This is a genomic window from Achromobacter sp. CSND-B12, assembly GCF_052906545.1.
The window spans coordinates 4,744,796-4,764,290 of record NZ_JBREGJ010000001.1 but is presented as its reverse complement, the minus strand read 5'-3'; the positions used below and the strand labels follow the sequence as shown (position 1 = coordinate 4,764,290).

Genomic DNA, 19,495 nt, shown 5'->3' with positions numbered 1-19,495 from the left:
AGCGTCTGGCACGGCCTGGCGAGGCCGAAAAAAAAACCCTCGTTACCGAGGGCTTTTCATCAGGCCGGATCGCGCAGCGATCAGAACTGGTACGTGTAGGTCAGCTGCACCGTATCCAGGCCCGGGTTCGGGCGCTTGATGCTGGCGTTGGAAAAGTGCGAATAGCGCAGGCCGATGCGGTTGTTCGGCGTCAGCAGGAAGCCCAGGCCGACGTGGTCGCCGAACTGGAAGGCGGTGCTGATGTTCTCGTTGGCGAAGCGGGTGCGCGAGAACACGGTGGCACCGATACCGGCTTCGAGGTAGAAGCGCTCGCCAGTCCACCAGCGGAACATCGGGATGGCGTTCAGCTGCCACACGCTGCTGGGCGAACGGTCGCCATCGGCCCACCAATACGACACGCCCAGTTCAGGCGTGAGATCCAGACGCCCCCAATTGCCGCCGAACTGGTGGGTCCAGACCGACGGGGTTTCGTAGTTCAGCGTGAAGCGCTGGTAGTGGTCTCCCACGCCGTAGTGCAGGCTTACCCCGCCCTGGGTACCTTCGGACGACTGCGCGCTGGCGATGGTAGCGGCGCCAGCCAGGGCCAAACCGATGAGGCGGACCAGCATTTTCTTCTTCGTCGACTGCATTGGGAGCAACTCCGTATTTTTGTTGGGGCAAAAATCCCGGCATGATTCACGAGATTTTTCATCACTACGCAACATAGCAAAAACCAGACCAGAAGGCTTGCCCTGTGTCGCAATCTGGCAACACAAATCATGGAAAACACTGTTCCGCCCGGAGAACGAAAAATTCCATTTCCGGATCGGCTCGCATGTGGATGAAAAACGCCGCCGGCACGGTCGTGGCGGCGGCGTCTGGGTGCGGGCAGAAGGATCAGGCAGCCGTGACGACGTCGGCCGGCTGGTTGGTCAGCAGCGCGAGCAGGCGCGCGATTTCCTCGCGCAACTGGCGGCGGTCGACCACCATGTCGATGGCGCCCTTCTGCAGCAGAAACTCGGCGCGCTGGAAGCCTTCCGGCAGCTTCTCGCGCACGGTCTGCTCGATCACGCGCGGGCCGGCGAAGCCGATCAGGGCTTTAGGTTCGGCGATGACCACGTCGCCCATGAAGGCGAAGCTGGCGGACACGCCGCCCATGGTGGGGTCGGTCAGCACGCTGATGAACGGCAGGCCCGCGGCCGACAGGCGCGTGAGCATGGCGTTGGTCTTGGCCATCTGCATCAGCGACAGCAGGCTTTCCTGCATGCGCGCGCCACCGGAAGCGGCGACACAGATGAAGGGCGTCTTGTTGTCCAGGGCAGCCTGGGCGCCACGCGCGAAGCGCTCGCCGACCACCGAACCCATGGAGCCACCCATGAACTCGAACTCGAAGCACGCCAGCGTCGCCGGCACGCCGCGGATGGAGCCGCTGACCACCACCAGCGCGTCGGTTTCACCGGTCTGCTTGACGGCTTCGGCCAGGCGCTCGGGGTACTTGCGCGTGTCCTTGAATTTCAGCGTGTCCACCGACCGCGTCGACTGGCCGATCTCGACCCGGCCTTCGAGGTCGAGCAGCGAATCGATACGGGCGCGGGCGCCGATGCGCATGTGATGATCGCACTTGGGGCAGACGTGCAGGTTGGCCGCCAGGTCTTCGCTGTACAGCACCGTTTCACACGACGGGCATTTCACCCACAGGCCTTCGGGCACGCGGCGGGCGCCGCTGTCGCTGGTTTTGTTGATGCGAGGCGGCAGGAGTTTTTCGATCCAGCTCATTGTTTGTTCATCCCGTAAGGAGGTCGCGCCGGGCCGTTCAGGCCAACACGCTCGGTCGTTTCACTTGATCCAGCGCCTGCCGGATGGTGCGCAGCCAGCCGCTGGCGGCGGCGACTGCGGCGTCGGTTTGCTGGGCCGCGGGGACGTTCGCCACCGCCTGCTCCATGGTTTCAATCAGTTTGCTGCCGATGACGACCGCGTCGGCCACGCGCGCCACGCGCTGCGCGCTGTCGGCATCGCGGATGCCGAAGCCCACACCGACCGGGATATCGCGCACGTGGCGGCGGATCACCGCCACGCGTTCGGCCACGTCGTCGGTGTTGAGCGAGCCGGCGCCCGTCACGCCCTTGAGCGAGACATAGTAGACGTAGCCGCGGGCCACCCTGGCCACGGCCTGGATGCGTTCCTCGGTGGAGGTGGGCGCCAGCAGGAAGATCGGGGCGATGCCGTGGCGCCCGAGGGTGCCGGCGAACTCGACGACTTCTTCGGGCGGGTAGTCGACCACCAGGACGCCATCCACGCCGGCGGCTTCGGCACGGCGGGCGAATTCGGCCTGGCCCATGCGTTCGATCGGGTTGGCGTAGCCCATCAGCACGACCGGGGTGGCCGTGTCGCGCTGGCGGAACTCGGCCACCAGGTCGAGCACGCGGCCCAGGCCCATGCCCTGGGCGATGGCGCGCTCGGCGGCGCGCTGGATCACCGGGCCGTCGGCCATGGGATCGGAGAACGGCACGCCCAGTTCGATGACGTCGGCGCCGGCCTCGACCAAGGCGTGCATCAGCGGGACGGTGGTGGCGGGCGACGGATCACCGGCGGCGATGTAGGGAATGAGCGCCGCGGCGCGGCCGGATTCGGCGGTGCGCGCGAAGGCGGCGGCAATACGATCGGAGCGGGAAGTCGTCATGTTAGAGCTCGATACCGGCACGTTCGGCGACGGTATGCATGTCCTTGTCGCCACGGCCCGACAGATTGACCAGGATGACGGCGTCGCGCGGCAGCGTGGGGGCCATCTTCACGGCCTGGGCGATGGCGTGGGACGACTCCAGCGCCGGCATGATGCCTTCGATGCGGCAGCAATCGTGGAAGGCCTTGAGGGCTTCGTCGTCGGTGATGCCGGCGTACTCGGCGCGGCCGGAGTCCTTGAGCCAGGCGTGCTCGGGGCCGACGCCGGGGTAGTCCAGCCCGGCCGAGACCGAATGGGTTTCCTGGACCTGGCCGTCGGCGTCCTGCATGACGTAGGTGCGGTTGCCGTGCAGCACGCCGACCTGACCGGCGGCCAGCGACGCGGCATGCTTGCCGCTGTCCATGCCTTCGCCGGCGGCCTCGACGCCGATCAGGCGCACGTTTTCGTAGGGAATGTAGGGGTGGAAGATGCCCATGGCGTTGGAGCCGCCGCCGACCGCGGCCACGACGTAGTCGGGCTGGCGGCCGATGGCCTCGGGCATCTGCGTCAGGCATTCATTGCCGATGACGGTCTGGAAATCGCGCACCATGCGGGGATAGGGATCGGGGCCCGCCACCGTGCCGATGATGTAGAAGGTGTTCTCGATGTTGGTGACCCAGTCGCGCATGGCTTCGTTGAGCGCGTCCTTCAGGGTGCGCGAACCGGACGTGACGGGCACCACCGTGGCCCCCAGCAGCTTCATGCGGTAGACGTTGGAGGCCTGGCGGCGCACGTCTTCGCTGCCCATGTAGACCACGCATTCCATGCCGTAGCGGGCGGCCACCGTGGCCGTGGCGACGCCGTGCTGGCCGGCGCCGGTCTCGGCGATGACGCGCGGCTTGCCCATGCGCTTGGCCAGCAGGGCCTGGCCGATGCAGTTGTTGACCTTGTGCGCGCCGGTGTGGTTGAGGTCTTCGCGCTTGAACCAGATCTGGGCGCCGCCCAGTTGTTCGGACCAGCGGCGGGCGTGATAGACGGGGCTGGGACGGCCGACGAAATGCTTGAGCTCGTAGTTGAACTCTTCCAGGAAGGCGGGATCGACACGGTAACGGTCATAGGCGGCACGCAGCTCGTCGAGCGCGTGCATCAGCGTTTCCGCCACGAAAACACCGCCATAAGGGCCGAAATGGCCCTGGGCATCCGGAAAATCGTAAGGTTTCACCAAGCATCTCCCCCGGCATCACGGCCAGCCTCTGCGGCCCGTGAATCCGGTTTGCAACCCGTCATTTTACCTGACGCCGGTCGCGGGCGGGGGCCGCGCCCCCTGCCCCCTCACCGGGCGTCCCGGGGCCGGGCCTGCCCGGCCAGGCGCTTCAGAGCGATTGCCCCATGCGGCGCAGGAAGGTCTCGCAGGCGGCGAGCTGGTCGAGCGCGACGAACTCGTCGGGCTTGTGCGCCTGCTCGATGTGGCCGGGGCCGCAGACCACGGTGGGGATGCCGATGCCCTGGAACAGGCCGGCCTCGGTGCCGTAGGCCACCTTGCGGGTGGCGCGGTCTTCGGTCAGGGCGCGCACCAGCTGGGTGATGGCGGCTTCCTCGGAAGCTTCCAGGGCCGGCGCGGCGGCGCCGGTCTCGATCTCGATGCTGGCGCCGTCGAATTCGGCCTTCATGCGCGGCAGGAGCTCATCACGCACGTATTTTTCGACTTCGGCCTGGATCTGGTCGGGTTGCATGCCCGGCAGGTTGCGGAATTCGTAGGTGAATTCGCACAGTTCGGGAATGGTGTTGACCGCGATGCCGCCCCGGATCTGGTTGGTGGTCATGGTCGAGAACGGCACATCGTAGAACTGGTCGTACGGGCCGTTGGCCTTGAAGCTGTCGGCCAGGTCGCGGATGCGACAGATCAGGCGGGCGGCGTATTCGATGGCGTTGCAGCCGCGCGGCGTCAGCGACGAGTGCGCCGCCTTGCCGTGCACCTTGCAGCGGAACAGGTTGATGCCCTTGTGCGCCACCACCACCTGCATGCCGGTGGGTTCGCCCACCACGCAGCCTTCGGGACGAATGCCGCGCTCGTGCAGGTCGGCCAGCATGTACGGCGCGCCGGCGCAGCCGACCTCTTCGTCGTACGAGAACGCCAGGTGGATCGGCTTCTTGCGCGGCATGGCCAGGAATTCCGGCACCAGCGCCAGCGAGCCGGCAATGAAACCCTTCATGTCGCAGCTGCCGCGGCCGTACAGGAGGCCGTCTTTCTCGACCAGCTTGAACGGGTCCGTGCTCCAGTCCTGGCCGTCCACCGGCACCACGTCGGTGTGGCCCGACAGGACGATGCCGCCCTGCTGGTTGCCGTCCTGGGCCGGCAGGGTGGCGAAGAGGTTGGCCTTGGTGCGCTCGGGGTTGTGCGCCAGCCACGCATCGACGCCCTGGCCCTTGAGCCAGTCACGGACGGTTTCGATGAGGGCAAGATTGGAATTGCGGCTGGTGGTGTCGAAACCGACCAGCGTCTCCAGCCAGGTGCGCGCGTTCATGTAGCAACTCTCTTGGGGAAAAGGGAGAGTGTAAAGCCAGGACGCGTCCGCGTCGCGCGTCCGGGAACGGACCCGGGCCGCGCCTGGGCCTAGAATGACGGCCTTGAAACAGCACAAGCCCCCAAGGAGAAACCGTGCAGCACAAAGCAGTTCCCACGCGCAACATCGTGGCGGCAGTCATCGGCAACGCCCTCGAATGGTATGACTTCCTGGTGTTCGCGTTCATGACGCCGATCATCTCGAAGCTGTTCTTTCCGACCGATCCCAGCGTTCCCGGCAGCGAACTGAACGCCATCCTGATGACCACGGCGATCTTCGGCGTCGGCTTCTTCATGCGGCCGGTGGGCGGCATCATCCTGGGGCTGTATGGCGACAAGAAGGGCCGCAAGGCGGCCATGGTGCTGGTGACCTCGCTGATGGCGGTGTCCATCGCCCTGATCACCGTGGCGCCCACCTATCACGCGGCCGGCATCCTGGCCCCCATCTTCATCCTGATCGCGCGGCTGCTGCAGGGCTTCTCGGCCGGCGGCGAGTTCGGCACCTCGACCGCCCTGCTGATCGAGATGGCGCCCAATGGCAAGCGCGGCTTCTACGGTTCGTGGCAGATGGCCGGGCAGATGCTGGCGCTGCTGATCGGCGCGGCCTGCGGCACGCTGATCACCGAATTCTTCACGCAGGAGCAGATCGCGGCCTGGGCCTGGCGCCTGCCGTTCGCCTTCGGCCTGGTGATTGTGCCGATCGCCATCTATATCCGCCGCAACATCGACGAAACCGACGCCTTCAAGCAGATGAAGGAAGACGAGCGCCAGGCCGCCGCGCGCGGCGAAGTACAGCGCCTGAGCCTGGGCGAGATGGTCCGCACGCACACCCGCGAGACGCTGATCGGCGTGGGCCTGGTGGTGACGGCGACGGTGTCGATCTACATCACCTTCACGTACCTGGTGACCTACTCGACCCAGATCCTCAAGCTGCCGCTGAACCAGACCTTCCTGGTGCAGATGGCGGGCGCCGCGCTGATGGTGCTGCTGACGCCGTTCATGGGCGCCTGGTCCGACCGCGCCGGCCGCCGCCCCATCGTGATCGGCTCGCTGATCGGCTACCTGGTGGTCCTGTATCCGCTGTACTACTGGCTGTCGGACGCGCCGTCGATCGGCCGGCTGCTGACCGTGCAGATCGTGGTGTGCTTCTTCGTGTCGGCTTTCTTCGGCGTGTTCAGCACCGTCATGGCGGAACTGTTCCCGGCGCGGGTACGCTCGGTGGGCCTGTCGCTGGCCTATAACGTGGCGGTGATGATCTTTGGCGGTTTTGCCCAGTTCATCGTGACCTGGCTGATCAAGACCACGGGTTCTCCCATGGCGCCGGCCTACTACGTAATGTTCGGCGTGGCGCTGGGGCTGGTGGCGTCGTTCTTCATGCGCGAACGCGCCCACGAGAACCTGGATCACTGATATTCCCGGGCCGCGATGGCCCGGGCGATGGTCCATTACGGGGCGCCCCTGGCAACGGCCTTGCATGGGCGCCCTCTTCCGAGCCGCCCGTCCCCGGGGCGGCCCGTCTTGCGTCGCAGGCTAGCGGCGCACCGCCGACGACACGCCCGGCACTTCCGCCAGGGCATCCAGCGCGCGCGCCAGCGATTCGCCGCCGCGCACTTCCACCGTGAACACCATATGGGCCAGCGACTGCCGGCTCTGGGTGTTCACGCCCACCACGTTCAGGCGCAGCCGCGCGAACACTTCGGACAGGTCGCGCAGCAGGCCGGAGCGGTCGTGCGCGCGCACGCTGATGTCGACCGGATAGAACGTGTCCGCAGGGGTCTCGCCCCAGGCCACCTCGATCACGCGCTCGGGCTCGCGCGCGGCCAGCGCCAGATAGCTGTGGCAGTCGCTGCGGTGGATCGACACCCCGCGCCCGCGCGTCACGAAACCGGCGATGGCGTCGGGCGGCGCCGGGCGGCAGCAGCGCGCCAGCTGCGTCAGCAGCGAGCCCACGCCCACCACCAGCACCCCGCTCTTGCCGCTTTTCTCGGCGCTGCCGGCGCTGGCGTGGCGCAGGGCGGCCGGCTGCGGCTCGGCGGCGGGCGCCGGCTGCTGGAACACGGCGTCGATCTGGCGCAGGCTGAATTCTTCCTTGGCGGCGGCCACGTACAGGTCGTCGGCGCGGGCGAACCCGAGGTTCTGCGCCAGTTGTTCGAGATTGACCGCGGTCTTGCCCAGCCGTTGCAGTTCCTTTTCGACCAGCGCCTGGCCTTGCGTGATGCGCTGCTGCAGTTCGATGGCGTTGAACCACATGCGCACCTTGGCGCGGGCGCGCGGGCTGGCCAGGAACCCGAGCTGTGGATTGAGCCAGTCGCGCGACGGGCCGCCGGACTTGGCCGAGATGATCTCGACCGTCTGGCCGGTGGCCAGGCGTGTCTGCAGCGGCACCATCTGGCCGTCGACCCGCGCGCCGCGGCAGCGGTGGCCCAGGTCGGTATGCAGGTGATAGGCGAAGTCGACCGGCGTGGCGCCGGCCGGCAACTCGATCACCCGCGCCTGCGGCGTCAGCACGTAGATGCGCTCGTCCGTGGGAGCCGCCGTGACGGCGGCGTGGCGGCTCTTGCCCGGGCCGGACTTGGCGGCGGCGGGCTTGGCCGCATCGGACTTGTCGGCCGCGGCGCCATCGCCCGCCTCGACGTCCGTGTTCCAGGCCAGCAGTTGGCGCATCCAGGCCAGTTGCCGGTCGTACTCGCTGGAGGCCGCCACCTGCCCGCCCTTGGCGCCGGCTTCCTTGTAGCGCCAGTGCGCGGCCATGCCGTACTCGGCGAACTGGTGCATCTCGCGGGTGCGGATCTGCACCTCGAACGGACGGCCGTCGTCGTCCGCCACCACTGTGTGCAGCGAACGGTAGCCGTTCGGCTTGGGCCGCGAGATGTAGTCGTCGAATTCGTCGGACAGCGGCGTCCACATCTCGTGCACCATGCCCAGCGCCATGTAACAGGCGCGCACGTCGTCGACGATGATGCGCAGCGCGCGCAGGTCGTACATCTGCGAGAAATCCAGGCGCTTGACCCGCATCTTGTTCCAGATGCTGTAGATGTGCTTGGGCCGGCCGCTGACCTCGGCTTCGATGCCATGTTTGGCCAGCGCCGTCTGCAGGCGTTCGATGGCGCCGGCGATGAAGGCTTCGCGCTCGACCCGCTTTTCCTCGAGCAGGCGGGCGATCTGCTTGTAGCGGTCGGGCTCCAGGAAGCGAAACGCCAGGTCTTCCATTTCCCACTTGATCTGCCAGATGCCCAGGCGGTTGGCCAGCGGCGCGTACAGGTCCAGGGTTTCGCGGGCGAAGGCGGTCGAACAGGGCGTCTTGCTTTCGGCGTGCCAGCGCAGGGTGCGCAGGCGCGAGGCCAGGCGCATCAGCACGATGCGCAGATCGGCCGCCATGGCCAGCAGCATCTTGCGCTGCATTTCCTTCTGCGAGCCGGTTTCCGCTTCGGCGTCGCTGGCCTGGCGCGCGACCACGCCCAGCCGCAACAGGGCCCGGGTGCCCTGCACCAGGCGGGCGACCTCGGCGCCGAAGGCGGTGGCGACAGGGTCGTTGCGCAGCGCGGGAGCCGGCGCGGTCAGGTCGGTCGGCAAGGCGGCCAGCAGGGCCGCGGCGCGCGTGGCGGCGTCGGTGTGCAGGCCGGCCAGGATCCGCACCACGCCGGCGCCGTGCGAGGCCAGCGGTTCGCCAGTCAGGGCCTGCTGACCCTCGAAACGGGGAACCGACCAGGCCACCGCCTGGTCGATAAGCGCAAGGCCGTCGGCGTCGAGGCCCGCCCCCGCCTCCTGTCGCCAGGAAGCGTCGAAAGGCGAAGGCGCATCAGGAACGGGCGGGGCGGACATCGCGGGCGTATTGCGGTTACGGTAAACGAAGATTCCGACACTCTACACTAGGAATCAATGCTGAAAACCCCGGCCAACGCCGGGCACATATTCAAGGAACCCAAGCTTATGTTGCGCTGGCTCAAGGGCCGGGGTGCGCGCGCCGCCGAGGTGGCGCAGATGCAGGCCCGGATCGCGCCCGACCTCTGGCGGCAGGTGCTGCAGGCCCACCCCTTCCTGGCGGCGCTGGACGCCGACGAATCCGCGCAGTTGCTGGCGCGCTCGGCCTGGCTGCTGGCCAGCAAGACCATCAATGGCGCCCGCGGCCTGGAGATCACCGACTTCATGCGGCTGTCGATCGCCGCCCAGGCCAGCCTGCCTATCCTGAACCTGACGCCCACGCTGTACGAAGGCTGGGACGAAATCATCGTGTACCCCGCGGGCTTTCGCATCCCGCGCAAGCAGATGGACGAGGACGGCGTGATGCACGAATACCTGGAGGACGCCGCCGGCGAGGCGTGGGAAGGCGGCCCGCTGGTGCTGTCCTGGGAGGACACGCAACTGTCCGAGGGCGGCTTCAACGTGGTGATCCACGAGTTCGCGCACAAGCTCGACCTGCAAGCGGGCTTTGCCGACGGCATGCCGTCGCTGGCGGCGCACGGCGATATCAAGCCGCGCGACTGGCGCCGCGTCCTGGACGACAGCCTGGACCGCTTCATCGCCGCGGTGGACGCGGTGGAGGCCGCGATTCCGCATGACGTGGACCCGGAAAGCGCCGAGGCCGACGCCTGGTACGGCCAGTTGCCGCTGGATCCCTACGCCGCCACCGACGAGGCCGAGTTCTTCGCCGTCAGTTCCGAGCACTTCTTCGTCGATCCCCACCCCATGGCCGAGGCCCTGCCCGAATGGTTCGGCCTGCTGCGGGCCTACTACCGCCAGGACACCCTGGCGCGCTACCCATGAAACGGCTGCTGATCGTGTGGCATTCCCGCACCGGCGCGGCCCGCCAGATGGCCGAGGCCGCCGCCCGCGGCGCGGCCGCGGCGGCGGCGCAGCTGGAACAGCCGGACGACCTGGCGGTGACGCTGCGCCGCGCCGCGGACGCCGGCGTCGACGAGGTGCTGGCCAGCGACGGCTTCCTGTTCTGCGCGCCGGAAAACCTGGCCAGCCTGAGTGGCGAAATGAAGGAGTTCTTCGACCGCTGCTACTACGGCGTGCTCGATCGCATATCCGGCCGGCCCTACGCCTGCCTGGTCAGCGCCGGCAGCGACGGCGCCGGCGCGGCGCGCCAGGTGGAGCGCATCTGCACCGGCTGGCGGCTGCGGGCCGTGGCGCCGGCCCTGATCGTCAACCTGGGCGCCCAGACGCCGGAACAGATCGCCGCCCCCAAGACCGTGGCCCCGGCCGAGCTGGCGCGCTGCGAGCAAGCCGGCGGCCTGCTCGCTGGGCTGCTGCTGACGGCGGGTTGACGCGGGCCAGCCGCCGGTCAGCGCGGGCCGGCCGACCCGGCGCGCGTCTCCAGAGTCGGCAATTCTTCCCGGCGGTCACGGCGCCGTGACGCCACGCGACGGCCTGCGCAAACAAAAAAAGCCCTCCGGCCTGCCGGAGGGCTTTTCATCGCGCGGACGCGCCGATCAGGCGACGGCGGCGGTGACGACGATCTCGACCTTGAAGTCGGGATTGGCCAGGCGGGCCTCGACGGTGGCGCGCGGGGGCGAGTTGCCGTCGGCGACCCAGGCGTCCCAGGCCTTGTTCATGCCGTCGAATTCCTTCATGTTGGCCACGTAGATCTGGGCCATCAGGATCTTGGTCTTGTCCGTGCCGGCTTCGGCCAGCAGGCGGTCGATGGTGGCGAGCACTTGCTCGGTCTGGCCGGTGATGTCCAGCGTGGAATCGTCCGGCACCTGGCCCGCCAGGTATGCGACGCCGTTGTACACGGCCATGTCCGACAGGCGCTTGGCGACGTGGAAGCGCTTGATGCTGCTCATGAATATTCCCCTAATGACGAGTTGCGGGTTGAACAATGCGAAGAATGGCGAACTTTACCCTGACCGGGTTTCAGGCGGGCGGCAGCTGGAACACCTGGCGCAGATAGGCCAGGTAGGCCGGATCGTCGCACATGGTCTTCTCGGGCGCGTCGGACACCTTGGCCACCGGCTGGCCATTGCAACGCACCATCTTCATGACGATCTGCAGCGGTTCGTGGCCGAGGTCGTTGGTCAGGTTGGTGCCGATGCCGAATGACACCTTGCAGCGGCCGGCGAACTGGCGCGCCAGCTCGATGGCGCGCGGGAAGGTCAGCGAATCCGAGAACACCAGGGTCTTGGCGCGCGGGTCGACGCGGTTCTTGCGGTAGTGCTCGAGCAAGCGTTCGCCCCAGACGAAGGGATCGCCCGAATCGTGCCGCGCGCCGTCGAACAGCTTGCAGAAATACATGTCGAAGTCGCGCAGGAAGGCATCCATGCCATAGACGTCCGACAGCGCGATGCCCAGGTCGCCGCGGTATTCCTTGGCCCACACTTCCAGCGCGAACACCTGCGAATCACGCAGCCGCGGACCGAGCGCCTGGCAGGCCTGCAGGTATTCGTGGCCCATGGTGCCCAGCGGCAGGACTTCGTGCTGCTTGGCCAGCAGCACGTTGCTGGTGCCGGCGAAGTGCGGTCCCATCTGGGCCTTCATGGTCGACACGATCTCTTCATGCCAGACCTTGGAAAAGCGGCGGCGGGTGCCGTATTCGGCCACGCGGAAATCGGCCAGCGCCGGGTCGTCCAGCACCAGGTGCATCTTGGACTGCAGGCGCTTGCGGCCCTCGGCCCAGTCCGGGTTCTTGCGCGTGTTGCGGAAGTAGACCTCGTTGACGATGGCCAGCACCGGGATCTCGAACAGGATGGTGTGCAGCCAGGGGCCCTTGACCTCGATGCTGATCTCGCCCGGCCCCTCGCCCTCTTCGATGCTGATGCAGCGCTCGGGCAGGTGGAACAATTCGAGGAAATCGACGAAGTCGCTTTTGATGAAACGCAAGCCACCCAGATATTTAAGTTCGTCCTCGGTGAAGCGCAACTGGCACAGCTGGTGCACTTCTTCGCGAATTTCGTCCAGGTAGGGGCGCAGGTTGACCCCCGGAGTCCGGCATTTGTAACGGTACTCGACCTGGGCAGCGGGAAACTGATGCAGCACCACCTGCATCATGCTGAATTTATACAGGTCGGTGTCGAGCAGCGAGGTGATTATCATGATTGCGCGTATCGTTTCGCGACACCATAGCATAGCGGGCCCGGCCGAACCCCCATTGCGCCACGATGTCAACAGGGTATTGGCGGCGTATCGGCCCCGCATTGGGTAAAATTGGCGCAACAAGACACAAATGCCGCCAGCCCGGAGCTCCTGAGAATGACCCACGTAGTCACCGAAAACTGTATCAAGTGCAAGTACACCGATTGCGTCGACGTATGCCCGGTGGACTGTTTTCGTGAGGGTCCGAACTTCCTGGTGATCGACCCCGACGAATGCATCGACTGCGCCGTGTGCATCCCCGAATGCCCGGCCAACGCCATCTACGCCGAGGAAGACGTGCCGCAGGACCAGCTCAACTTCATCGCCCTGAACGCCGAACTCTCGCCCGAGTTCGCCAGCATCAGCCGAGCCAAGAAGCCGCTGCCCGACGCCGACGAATGGAACGGCAAGCAGGACAAGCTGCAATACCTGGAAAAATGATCCGCGAGCGCGCGGCCGCCAGCGGCCCGCGCCGCGCGATGCGCCGATGACCGACGATTCCAAATACACGCGCCAGACCGTCACCCACGTCCATACCTGGGTGCCCGACAAACTGTTCTCGGTGCGCGTCACGCGCGACGACGCGTATACCTTCCAGCCGGGCCAGTTCGCCCGCGTCGGTCTGCCGGGCGCGGACGACCCCGATGGCCTGCCGACGCTGTGGCGCGCCTATTCGATGGTCTCGGCGCCACACCAGCCCTGGCTGGAGTTCTATTCCATCGTGGTGCCCGAGGGCCTGTTCAGCCCGCGCATGGCGCGGCTACAGCCCGGCGACGCGCTGTATGTCGAGAAAGCGCCCTACGGCTTCCTGACGCTGGAGCGCTTCGCCCCCGGCGGCGACCTCTGGCTGCTGGCCTCCGGCACCGGCCTGTCGGCCTACCTGTCGATCCTGCGCGACCCGGCCGTGTGGCGTGCCTACCGCCGCATCGTCCTGGTGCACGGCGTGCGCACCGCGGCGGAGCTGGCCTACCGCGAGGAAATCGAAGGCTGGCGCAATGACCCGTCCCTGGCGGAGCTGTTCGCGGCCGAGCCGGACAAGCTGACTTACCTGCCGATCGCCACCCGCGAGACGCTGCCCGGCATGCCGCAGGCGCGCCTGACCGCCCTGATCGCCGACGGCGGACTGGAACGCCTGGCCGGCCTGCCGCTGGACCCGGAGCAAGCAAAGATCATGCTCTGCGGCAATCCGGACATGCTGGCCGACGCCCGCAAGCTGCTGGGCGAACGCGGCTTCAAGCCGGGCCGCCGCGGCATCCCCGGCAACCTCGCGGTGGAAAACTACTGGTGAGTCTTCGCCCGGTCCGGATCGGCCCCTCCTGGCCCGTCCGGCCTAGGGCGAAAATCCGCCGTTTTACCCTCCGATGCAACACGATTGCGCCCTAAACTGGTGCGCAAGGGATGACGGGTCGCATTTTTGCAACACAAAATCCGGTTTTCGGGCGCTTTCGTCAGACAAATTGGAAATACCGTTACTCCCCGGCGCAATAATCGGGGCACACGCACGACCCAGAAGGACTTCCCCAAATGCTGTACCAATTGCACGAAATGCAGCGCGCCTTCCTGACTCCGTTCGCTGCATTCACGGATGCCGGTTCCCAGCTGTTCTCCAGCCCTTACAGCCCCCTCGCCTACACCCCGATCTCGCGCCAGATGGCCGCGGGATACGAGCTGATGACGCGCATCGGCAAGGAATACCAGAAACCCGCCTGGAACCTGCCCGCCACGGAAATCAACGGCAAGCCGGTGCGGGTCACCGAAGCGGTCGTGCTGGACAAGCCCTTCTGCCGCCTGGTGCACTTCCACCGCGACGTGCGGCAGGCGCCGCAGGACGATCCCAAGGTGCTGCTGGTGGCGCCGCTGTCCGGCCACCATGCCACGCTGCTGCGCGATACCGTGCGCGCCCTGCTGCCTGGGCACGACGTCTACGTCACCGACTGGATCGACGCGCGCATGGTGCCGCTGTCGGCCGGCCCGTTCCACCTGAACGATTACGTGCGCTACGTGCAGGACTTCATCCGCCACCTGGGGCCGGACGTGCACGTGATTTCCGTCTGCCAGCCCACCGTGCCGGTGCTGGCCGCCGTGTCGCTGATGGCCTCGGCCAACGATCCCTGCCAACCACGCAGCATGGTCATGATGGGCGGTCCGATCGATCCGCGCCAGTCGCCCACGCAGGTGAACCGCCTGGCCACCACCAAGCCCTATTCGTGGTTCGAGAACCAGGTCATCCACCCGGTGCCGCCGCGCTACCCGGGGTCGGGCCGCAAGGTCTACCCAGGCTTCCTGCAGCATGCCGGGTTCATGGCCATGAATCCCGACCGCCACATGAAGTCGCACTACGACTTCTACCTGGACCTGCTGCGCGGCGACGACAGCGACGCCGAGGCCCACCGCCGCTTCTACGACGAATACAACGCCGTGCTGGACATGCCGGCCGAGTTCTACCTGGACACCATCCGCATGGTGTTCCAGGAATTCGCGCTGCCCAACGGCACCTGGGAAGTCGACGGCCAGCTGGTGCGCCCGGCCGACATCAAGAAGGTGGCGCTGTTCACCATCGAGGGCGAGCTGGACGACATCTCCGGCCAGGGCCAGACGCGCGCCGCCATCAAGCTGTGCAAGAACATCCCGGCCGACCGCAAGATGCACTACACCGCCCCCAACTGCGGCCACTACGGGATTTTCTCCGGCCGCCGCTGGCGCGAAATGATCTGTCCTAAAATCGCGGAATTCATCCGGCAATCGGCCTGAGGCCTTTCACCGTCCGTCCACGGGGGCCCTCGCGGGCCCCTTTGCTTTTCCCGTTGTCCGCCATGTCCTGTCGCTCACTCGCCGATCGCATCGACGCCCTGCTGCCCCAGACGCAATGCACCAAGTGCGGCTACGACGGCTGCCTGCCGTACGCCGAGGCCATCGCCGCCGGGGCCGCTCCGATCAACCGCTGCCCGCCGGGCGGCGACGAAGGCATCGCCGCCCTGGCGGCGCTGCTGGAGACCCCCGCCCTGCCGCTGGACGCCAGCCGCGGCGAGCCCGGTCCGCTGCTGGTGGCCCGCATCGACGAGGCGCACTGCATCGGCTGTACGCTGTGCATCCAGGCCTGTCCGGTCGACGCCATCGTCGGCGCCAACAAGCACATGCACACCGTGCTGCCCGACTGGTGCACCGGATGCGACCTGTGCGTGGCGCCGTGTCCGGTGGATTGCATCGAGATGGTCCCCGCCGGCCGCGCCTGGAGCGCCGCTGACGCCGCCGCCGGCCGCCAGCGCCATCGCCACCACCAGGCGCGCATGGAGCGGCTGGCGGCCGACAACGCCCGCCTGATGGCGCCCGAGCCCGCCGCCGCCGCGCCGGCGCCCGCCGCCCCTTCCGATGACGCGCAAGGCGAAGACCGCAAGCGCGCCGCCATTGAATCCGCGCTGGCCCGTGCCCGCGCCCGCCGCAACGCCCCGCGCCCATGAACGCCGCCAAACGCCGAGAGATCTTCGCCCGCCTGCAAGCCGCCAATCCGCAGCCCACCACCGAACTCGAATACGACACGCCCTTCCAGCTGCTGATCGCCGTGCTGCTGTCGGCGCAGGCCACCGATAAGTCGGTGAACATCGCCACGCGCAAGTTCTTCCCGCGTTACGGCACCCCGCAGGCGCTGCTGGCGCTGGGCGAGGAAGGCCTGTCCGATTACATCAAGACCATCGGCCTGTACCGCACCAAGGCCAAGAACGCCATCGCCACCTGCCGCATCCTGATCGAACAGCATGGCGGCGAAGTGCCGCAGACCCGTGAAGCGCTGGAAGCGCTGCCCGGCGTCGGTCGCAAGACCGCCAACGTGGTGCTGAACACGGCCTTCGGCCAGCCCACCATGGCGGTCGACACGCACATTTTCCGGGTCTCGAACCGCACCGGCCTGGCGCCCGGCAAGAACGTGCTGGAAGTCGAGTTGAAGCTGGAGAAATTCGTGCCGCGCGAGTATCTGCAGGACGCGCATCACTGGCTGATCCTGCACGGCCGTTATGTGTGCGTGGCGCGCAAGCCGAAATGCCCGCAATGCGGCATTTCGGATCTCTGTGAATTCAAAGCCAAAACTCCCGCCTGAGATCCGCGCCGCCCGCGCGGCGGATTCGCGCGGAAAGTTCGTTCGCGCATGGGCAAATCCGGGTTTTTCCCGATGATTGCAACGATGACGGATTGATGACGGTCAATACGGATTTGCTGCAACGCATTGCATGAGGATATAGGGTTTTCGCCCAGTAGCCATGCGAATTGTCCGCTATCCGACAATTCACCTTTCCGCACCGCAAAACCTATGACAAACCCTCATGGAATTTTGATTCGGAGGTGCGCATACTCGCCGGCAACTCTTATAGAAAACCGTGGCATCGCCATGATTTTCCTTACCCCGCGGGGGGCCCTGCGAATAACGCCGGGCAGGGTCCAAATAAATACAACGCCGGTGCAGCGGACATGGACGACACGATCCTGGAGACAAAAGGCCTCACCAAGGAATTCCGCGGTTTTGTCGCGGTCAATGGGGTCGATTTGCGTATCAAGCGAGGCGAGATTCATGCCTTGATCGGGCCGAACGGCGCGGGCAAGACCACATGCTTCAACCTGCTGACCAAGTTTCTCTCTCCCACCTCGGGAACCATCAAGTTCAATGGCATCGACATCACCGGTGAGCGCCCGGCGCAGATCGCGCGGCGCGGGGTGATCCGCTCGTTCCAGATTTCGGCGGTGTTCCCGCACCTGACCGTGCTCGAGAACGTGCGCATCGGCCTGCAGCGCAAGACCGGGCTGTCGTTCCATTTCTGGCAGAGCACCAGGCGCCTGGCCGCGCTGGACGAGCCGGCCCGCGCCCTGCTCGACCAGGTCGACCTCGGCGCCTTCGCCAACGAGACCACGGTGAACCTACCGTACGGCCGCAAGCGCGCGCTCGAGATCGCCACCACGCTGGCGATGGAACCGGAGCTGATGCTGCTGGACGAACCCACGCAGGGCATGGGCCACGAAGACGTGGACCGCGTCACGCAGCTGATCAAGCGCGTCAGCGCCGGCCGCACCATCCTGATGGTGGAACACAACATGAACGTGGTGTCCTCGATCGCCAACACCATCACCGTGCTGGCGCGCGGCGCGGTGCTGGCCGAGGGCAACTACGCCGAAGTGTCCCGCCATCCCGCCGTGATGCAGGCCTACATGGGCACCACCGACGGCGAACTCCAAGGAGCGCACGCATGAGTACCCCGGCACTGGAAATCTCGGGCCTGCAGGCCTGGTACGGGGAATCGCATATCCTGCACGGCGTGGATATGCGCGTGGGGCAAGGCGAGGTCGTCACGCTGCTGGGCCGCAACGGCGCCGGCCGTACCACCACGCTGCGGGCCATCCTGGGCCTGACCGGTTCCCGCAAGGGTTCCGTGCGCATCCACGGCACCGAGGCCATCGACCTGCCGACCTACAAGATCGCCCATCTGGGCGTGGGCTATTGCCCCGAGGAACGCGGCATCTTCGCCAGCCTGTCGTGCGAGGAGAACCTGCTGCTGCCGCCCGTGGTGGGCTCGCTCGGCGGCGGCATGTCGCTGGCCGAAATCTACGACATGTTCCCCAACCTGCAGGAACGCCGGCATTCGCCCGGCACGCGCCTGTCGGGCGGTGAACAACAGATGCTGGCGGTGGCGCGCATCCTGCGCACCGGCGCCAACCTGCTGCTGCTGGACGAGATCTCCGAAGGCCTGGCGCCGGTCATCGTGCAGGCGCTGGCCCGCATGATCACCGCGCTCAAGCAGCGTGGCTACACCATCGTCATGGTGGAACAGAATTTCCGCTTCGCGGCGCCGCTGGCCGATCGCTTCTACGTCATGGAGCATGGCCAGATCGTCGAGCATTTCGAAGCCGCCGAACTTTCAGAAAAACAGGACACGCTCAACGAATTGCTGGGCGTCTGAATAACCTGTCATCCGCCGGGTTCCCGGCATCCCATACACCAAAGGGAAGAGGAGTCATCCCATGAAGCTGCACACCATCACTGCTGCACTGGCCATGGCGGGCCTGGGATTCGCCGGGGCGACCGCCCAGGCACAAGGCATCTCCGACGATGTCATCCGCATCGGCTTCATCACCGACATGTCCGGCGTGTATTCCGACATCGATGGCAAGGCGGGCCTGGAAGCGGTCCGCATGGCGATCGAGGACTTCGGCGGCAACGTCAACGGCAAGAAGATCGAGGTGCTGTCGGCGGACCACCAGAACAAGGCCGACGTGGCCTCGGCCCGCGCGCGCGAATGGTTCGACCAGCAGAAGGTCGACGTCATCATCGCCGGCACCAACTCGGCCACCAGCCTGGCCATGGCGGCCGTGGCCGCCGAGAAGAAGAAACCCTTCATCGCCATCGGCGCGGGCGCTTCGGACCTGACCAATGCCCAATGTTCGCCGTACACCGTGCACTACGCCTATGACACGGTCGCGCTGGCGCGCGGCACCGGTTCGGCGGTGGTGAAGGATGGCGGCAAGAGCTGGTTCTTCCTGACCGCCGACTACGCCTTCGGCCACGCCCTCGAACGCGACACCATGGCCGTGGTCAAGGCCGCCGGCGGCGAGATCAAGGGCCAGGTGCGCGCTCCGCTGGGCGCCTCCGACTTCTCGTCGTTCCTGCTGCAGGCGCAGTCGTCCAAGGCGCAGATCCTGGGCATGGCCAATGCCGGTGGCGACACCATCAACACCATCAAGGCCGCCAACGAATTCGGCGTCACCAAGACCATGAAGATGGCCGGCCTGCTGGTGTTCATCAACGACGTGCACTCGCTGGGCCTGGAAGCCACCAAGGGCATGTACCTGACCGACGGCTGGTACTGGGATCAATCCGACGCCTCGCGCGCCTGGTCCAAGAAGTTCGAAGCCAAGGTCGGCCGCAAGCCGTCCATGCTGCAGGCGGGCGATTACTCGTCCGTCACGTTCTACCTGAACGGCGTGAAGGCCACCGGCACCGACGATGCCGACACCCTCATGAAGTGGATGAAGTCGAACAAGATCAACGACTTCTTCACCCAGGGTGGCTATGTGCGCGAAGACGGCCGCATGATCCACGACATGTACCTGATGCAGGTGAAGACGCCGGCCGAATCCAAGGGCCCGTGGGACTACTACAAGGTCGTGGCCACGCTGCCGGGTGACGAGGTCTACACCAAGCTGTCCGAGTCGACCTGCAAGCTGGTCAAGAAGTAATTCCC

19 protein-coding genes are annotated in these 19,495 nt (G+C 66.6%); 11 read left to right on the top strand and 8 right to left on the bottom strand.

The window, feature by feature from the left end; translation table 11 throughout:
• Nucleotides 1-80 precede the first annotated feature (80 nt).
• From ACUTAG_RS22490 to argE, 5 genes are all read right to left on the bottom strand, one after another.
• Nucleotides 81-629: an acyloxyacyl hydrolase gene (locus ACUTAG_RS22490; protein ID WP_006389273.1), complete on the bottom strand. Its 549-nt coding sequence runs from the start codon at nt 627-629 to the stop codon at nt 81-83.
• 247 nt (nt 630-876) lie between these two features.
• A complete protein-coding gene (gene accD / locus ACUTAG_RS22485) occupies nt 877-1,755 on the bottom strand; it encodes an acetyl-CoA carboxylase, carboxyltransferase subunit beta (protein WP_006389272.1) in 879 nt (292 codons plus the stop codon).
• Between the two features lie 37 nt (nt 1,756-1,792).
• Nucleotides 1,793-2,659, bottom strand: coding sequence for a tryptophan synthase subunit alpha (gene trpA / locus ACUTAG_RS22480; protein WP_446650349.1), 867 nt, complete (start codon nt 2,657-2,659; stop codon nt 1,793-1,795).
• A gap of 1 nt (nt 2,660) precedes the next feature.
• A complete protein-coding gene (gene trpB / locus ACUTAG_RS22475) occupies nt 2,661-3,860 on the bottom strand; it encodes a tryptophan synthase subunit beta (RefSeq protein WP_024068098.1) in 1,200 nt (399 codons plus the stop codon).
• A gap of 151 nt (nt 3,861-4,011) precedes the next feature.
• A complete protein-coding gene (gene argE, locus ACUTAG_RS22470) occupies nt 4,012-5,163 on the bottom strand; it encodes an acetylornithine deacetylase (RefSeq protein WP_006389269.1) in 1,152 nt (383 codons plus the stop codon).
• A gap of 134 nt (nt 5,164-5,297) precedes the next feature.
• Between argE and ACUTAG_RS22465 the strand changes: the two genes are divergently transcribed.
• Nucleotides 5,298-6,611: an MFS transporter gene (locus tag ACUTAG_RS22465; RefSeq protein WP_006389268.1), complete on the top strand. Its 1,314-nt coding sequence runs from the start codon at nt 5,298-5,300 to the stop codon at nt 6,609-6,611.
• A 120-nt stretch (nt 6,612-6,731) separates the two neighbouring features.
• On the opposite strand, the gene ACUTAG_RS22460 is transcribed toward ACUTAG_RS22465, so the two are convergent.
• The gene (locus tag ACUTAG_RS22460; RefSeq protein ID WP_148316421.1) at nt 6,732-9,023 is read right to left on the bottom strand and encodes a RelA/SpoT family protein; all 2,292 of its coding nucleotides are present in this window, start codon (nt 9,021-9,023) and stop codon (nt 6,732-6,734) included.
• 108 nt (nt 9,024-9,131) lie between these two features.
• On the opposite strand from ACUTAG_RS22460, the gene ACUTAG_RS22455 reads away from it, so the two are divergent.
• Nucleotides 9,132-9,965, top strand: coding sequence for a M90 family metallopeptidase (locus ACUTAG_RS22455; protein WP_026382583.1), 834 nt, complete (start codon nt 9,132-9,134; stop codon nt 9,963-9,965).
• Nucleotides 9,962-10,471 (top strand): flavodoxin family protein, encoded by a 510-nt coding sequence (locus tag ACUTAG_RS22450; protein WP_026382584.1) that lies wholly within the window; start codon nt 9,962-9,964, stop codon nt 10,469-10,471. The genes ACUTAG_RS22455 and ACUTAG_RS22450 overlap by 4 nt, the downstream gene beginning before the upstream one ends.
• A gap of 165 nt (nt 10,472-10,636) precedes the next feature.
• Here the strand turns inward: ACUTAG_RS22450 and ACUTAG_RS22445 are convergent, their stop codons facing one another.
• Together ACUTAG_RS22445 and pncB are read right to left on the bottom strand one after the other, a co-directional pair.
• The gene (locus ACUTAG_RS22445; protein WP_006389266.1) at nt 10,637-10,990 is read right to left on the bottom strand and encodes a RidA family protein; all 354 of its coding nucleotides are present in this window, start codon (nt 10,988-10,990) and stop codon (nt 10,637-10,639) included.
• Nucleotides 10,991-11,060: 70 nt separating this feature from the next.
• Nucleotides 11,061-12,236, bottom strand: a complete 1,176-nt coding sequence (gene pncB / locus ACUTAG_RS22440; protein WP_006389265.1) for a nicotinate phosphoribosyltransferase — start codon at nt 12,234-12,236, stop codon at nt 11,061-11,063.
• A gap of 156 nt (nt 12,237-12,392) precedes the next feature.
• Between pncB and fdxA the strand changes: the two genes are divergently transcribed.
• The 8 genes from fdxA to ACUTAG_RS22400 all read left to right on the top strand — a co-directional run bounded on the left by fdxA (nt 12,393) and on the right by ACUTAG_RS22400 (nt 19,490).
• A complete protein-coding gene (gene fdxA, locus ACUTAG_RS22435) occupies nt 12,393-12,716 on the top strand; it encodes a ferredoxin FdxA (protein ID WP_006389264.1) in 324 nt (107 codons plus the stop codon).
• Between the two features lie 46 nt (nt 12,717-12,762).
• Entirely contained in the window at nt 12,763-13,563 is an 801-nt protein-coding gene (locus ACUTAG_RS22430) for a ferredoxin--NADP reductase (RefSeq protein WP_054471966.1), read from the top strand.
• A 236-nt stretch (nt 13,564-13,799) separates the two neighbouring features.
• Nucleotides 13,800-15,026: a polyhydroxyalkanoate depolymerase gene (locus ACUTAG_RS22425; RefSeq protein WP_006389262.1), complete on the top strand. Its 1,227-nt coding sequence runs from the start codon at nt 13,800-13,802 to the stop codon at nt 15,024-15,026.
• 62 nt (nt 15,027-15,088) lie between these two features.
• The gene (rsxB, locus tag ACUTAG_RS22420) at nt 15,089-15,733 is read left to right on the top strand and encodes an electron transport complex subunit RsxB (protein ID WP_054484080.1); all 645 of its coding nucleotides are present in this window, start codon (nt 15,089-15,091) and stop codon (nt 15,731-15,733) included.
• The gene (gene nth / locus ACUTAG_RS22415) at nt 15,730-16,365 is read left to right on the top strand and encodes an endonuclease III (RefSeq protein WP_020924716.1); all 636 of its coding nucleotides are present in this window, start codon (nt 15,730-15,732) and stop codon (nt 16,363-16,365) included. The genes rsxB and nth overlap by 4 nt, the downstream gene beginning before the upstream one ends.
• A gap of 368 nt (nt 16,366-16,733) precedes the next feature.
• Nucleotides 16,734-17,507 carry an ABC transporter ATP-binding protein gene (locus tag ACUTAG_RS22410; protein WP_006389259.1) on the top strand — a complete coding sequence of 258 codons (774 nt, stop codon included), beginning with the start codon at nt 16,734-16,736 and terminating at the stop codon, nt 17,505-17,507.
• Nucleotides 17,504-18,214: an ABC transporter ATP-binding protein gene (locus tag ACUTAG_RS22405; RefSeq protein WP_006389258.1), complete on the top strand. Its 711-nt coding sequence runs from the start codon at nt 17,504-17,506 to the stop codon at nt 18,212-18,214. The genes ACUTAG_RS22410 and ACUTAG_RS22405 overlap by 4 nt, the downstream gene beginning before the upstream one ends.
• Before the next feature lie 61 nt (nt 18,215-18,275).
• A complete protein-coding gene (locus ACUTAG_RS22400) occupies nt 18,276-19,490 on the top strand; it encodes an ABC transporter substrate-binding protein (protein ID WP_006389257.1) in 1,215 nt (404 codons plus the stop codon).
• Nucleotides 19,491-19,495: the final 5 nt, after the last annotated feature.

Excerpts from the sequence above, each read along its gene's own strand:
- ACUTAG_RS22425 (WP_006389262.1), top strand. The coding sequence starts at position 13,800 with ATGCTGTACCAATTGCACGAAATGCAGCGCGCCTTCCTGACTCCGTTC.
- ACUTAG_RS22445 (WP_006389266.1), bottom strand. The coding sequence starts at position 10,990 with ATGAGCAGCATCAAGCGCTTCCACGTCGCCAAGCGCCTGTCGGACATG.
- ACUTAG_RS22460 (WP_148316421.1), bottom strand. The coding sequence starts at position 9,023 with ATGTCCGCCCCGCCCGTTCCTGATGCGCCTTCGCCTTTCGACGCTTCC.
- nth (WP_020924716.1), top strand. The coding sequence starts at position 15,730 with ATGAACGCCGCCAAACGCCGAGAGATCTTCGCCCGCCTGCAAGCCGCC.
- ACUTAG_RS22450 (WP_026382584.1), top strand. The coding sequence starts at position 9,962 with ATGAAACGGCTGCTGATCGTGTGGCATTCCCGCACCGGCGCGGCCCGC.
- ACUTAG_RS22410 (WP_006389259.1), top strand. The coding sequence starts at position 16,734 with ATGGACGACACGATCCTGGAGACAAAAGGCCTCACCAAGGAATTCCGC.
- ACUTAG_RS22400 (WP_006389257.1), top strand. The coding sequence starts at position 18,276 with ATGAAGCTGCACACCATCACTGCTGCACTGGCCATGGCGGGCCTGGGA.
- argE (WP_006389269.1), bottom strand. The coding sequence starts at position 5,163 with ATGAACGCGCGCACCTGGCTGGAGACGCTGGTCGGTTTCGACACCACC.
- ACUTAG_RS22455 (WP_026382583.1), top strand. The coding sequence starts at position 9,132 with ATGTTGCGCTGGCTCAAGGGCCGGGGTGCGCGCGCCGCCGAGGTGGCG.
- ACUTAG_RS22405 (WP_006389258.1), top strand. The coding sequence starts at position 17,504 with ATGAGTACCCCGGCACTGGAAATCTCGGGCCTGCAGGCCTGGTACGGG.
- fdxA (WP_006389264.1), top strand. The coding sequence starts at position 12,393 with ATGACCCACGTAGTCACCGAAAACTGTATCAAGTGCAAGTACACCGAT.
- pncB (WP_006389265.1), bottom strand. The coding sequence starts at position 12,236 with ATGATAATCACCTCGCTGCTCGACACCGACCTGTATAAATTCAGCATG.
- rsxB (WP_054484080.1), top strand. The coding sequence starts at position 15,089 with ATGTCCTGTCGCTCACTCGCCGATCGCATCGACGCCCTGCTGCCCCAG.
- ACUTAG_RS22430 (WP_054471966.1), top strand. The coding sequence starts at position 12,763 with ATGACCGACGATTCCAAATACACGCGCCAGACCGTCACCCACGTCCAT.
- trpA (WP_446650349.1), bottom strand. The coding sequence starts at position 2,659 with ATGACGACTTCCCGCTCCGATCGTATTGCCGCCGCCTTCGCGCGCACC.
- ACUTAG_RS22490 (WP_006389273.1), bottom strand. The coding sequence starts at position 629 with ATGCAGTCGACGAAGAAGAAAATGCTGGTCCGCCTCATCGGTTTGGCC.
- accD (WP_006389272.1), bottom strand. The coding sequence starts at position 1,755 with ATGAGCTGGATCGAAAAACTCCTGCCGCCTCGCATCAACAAAACCAGC.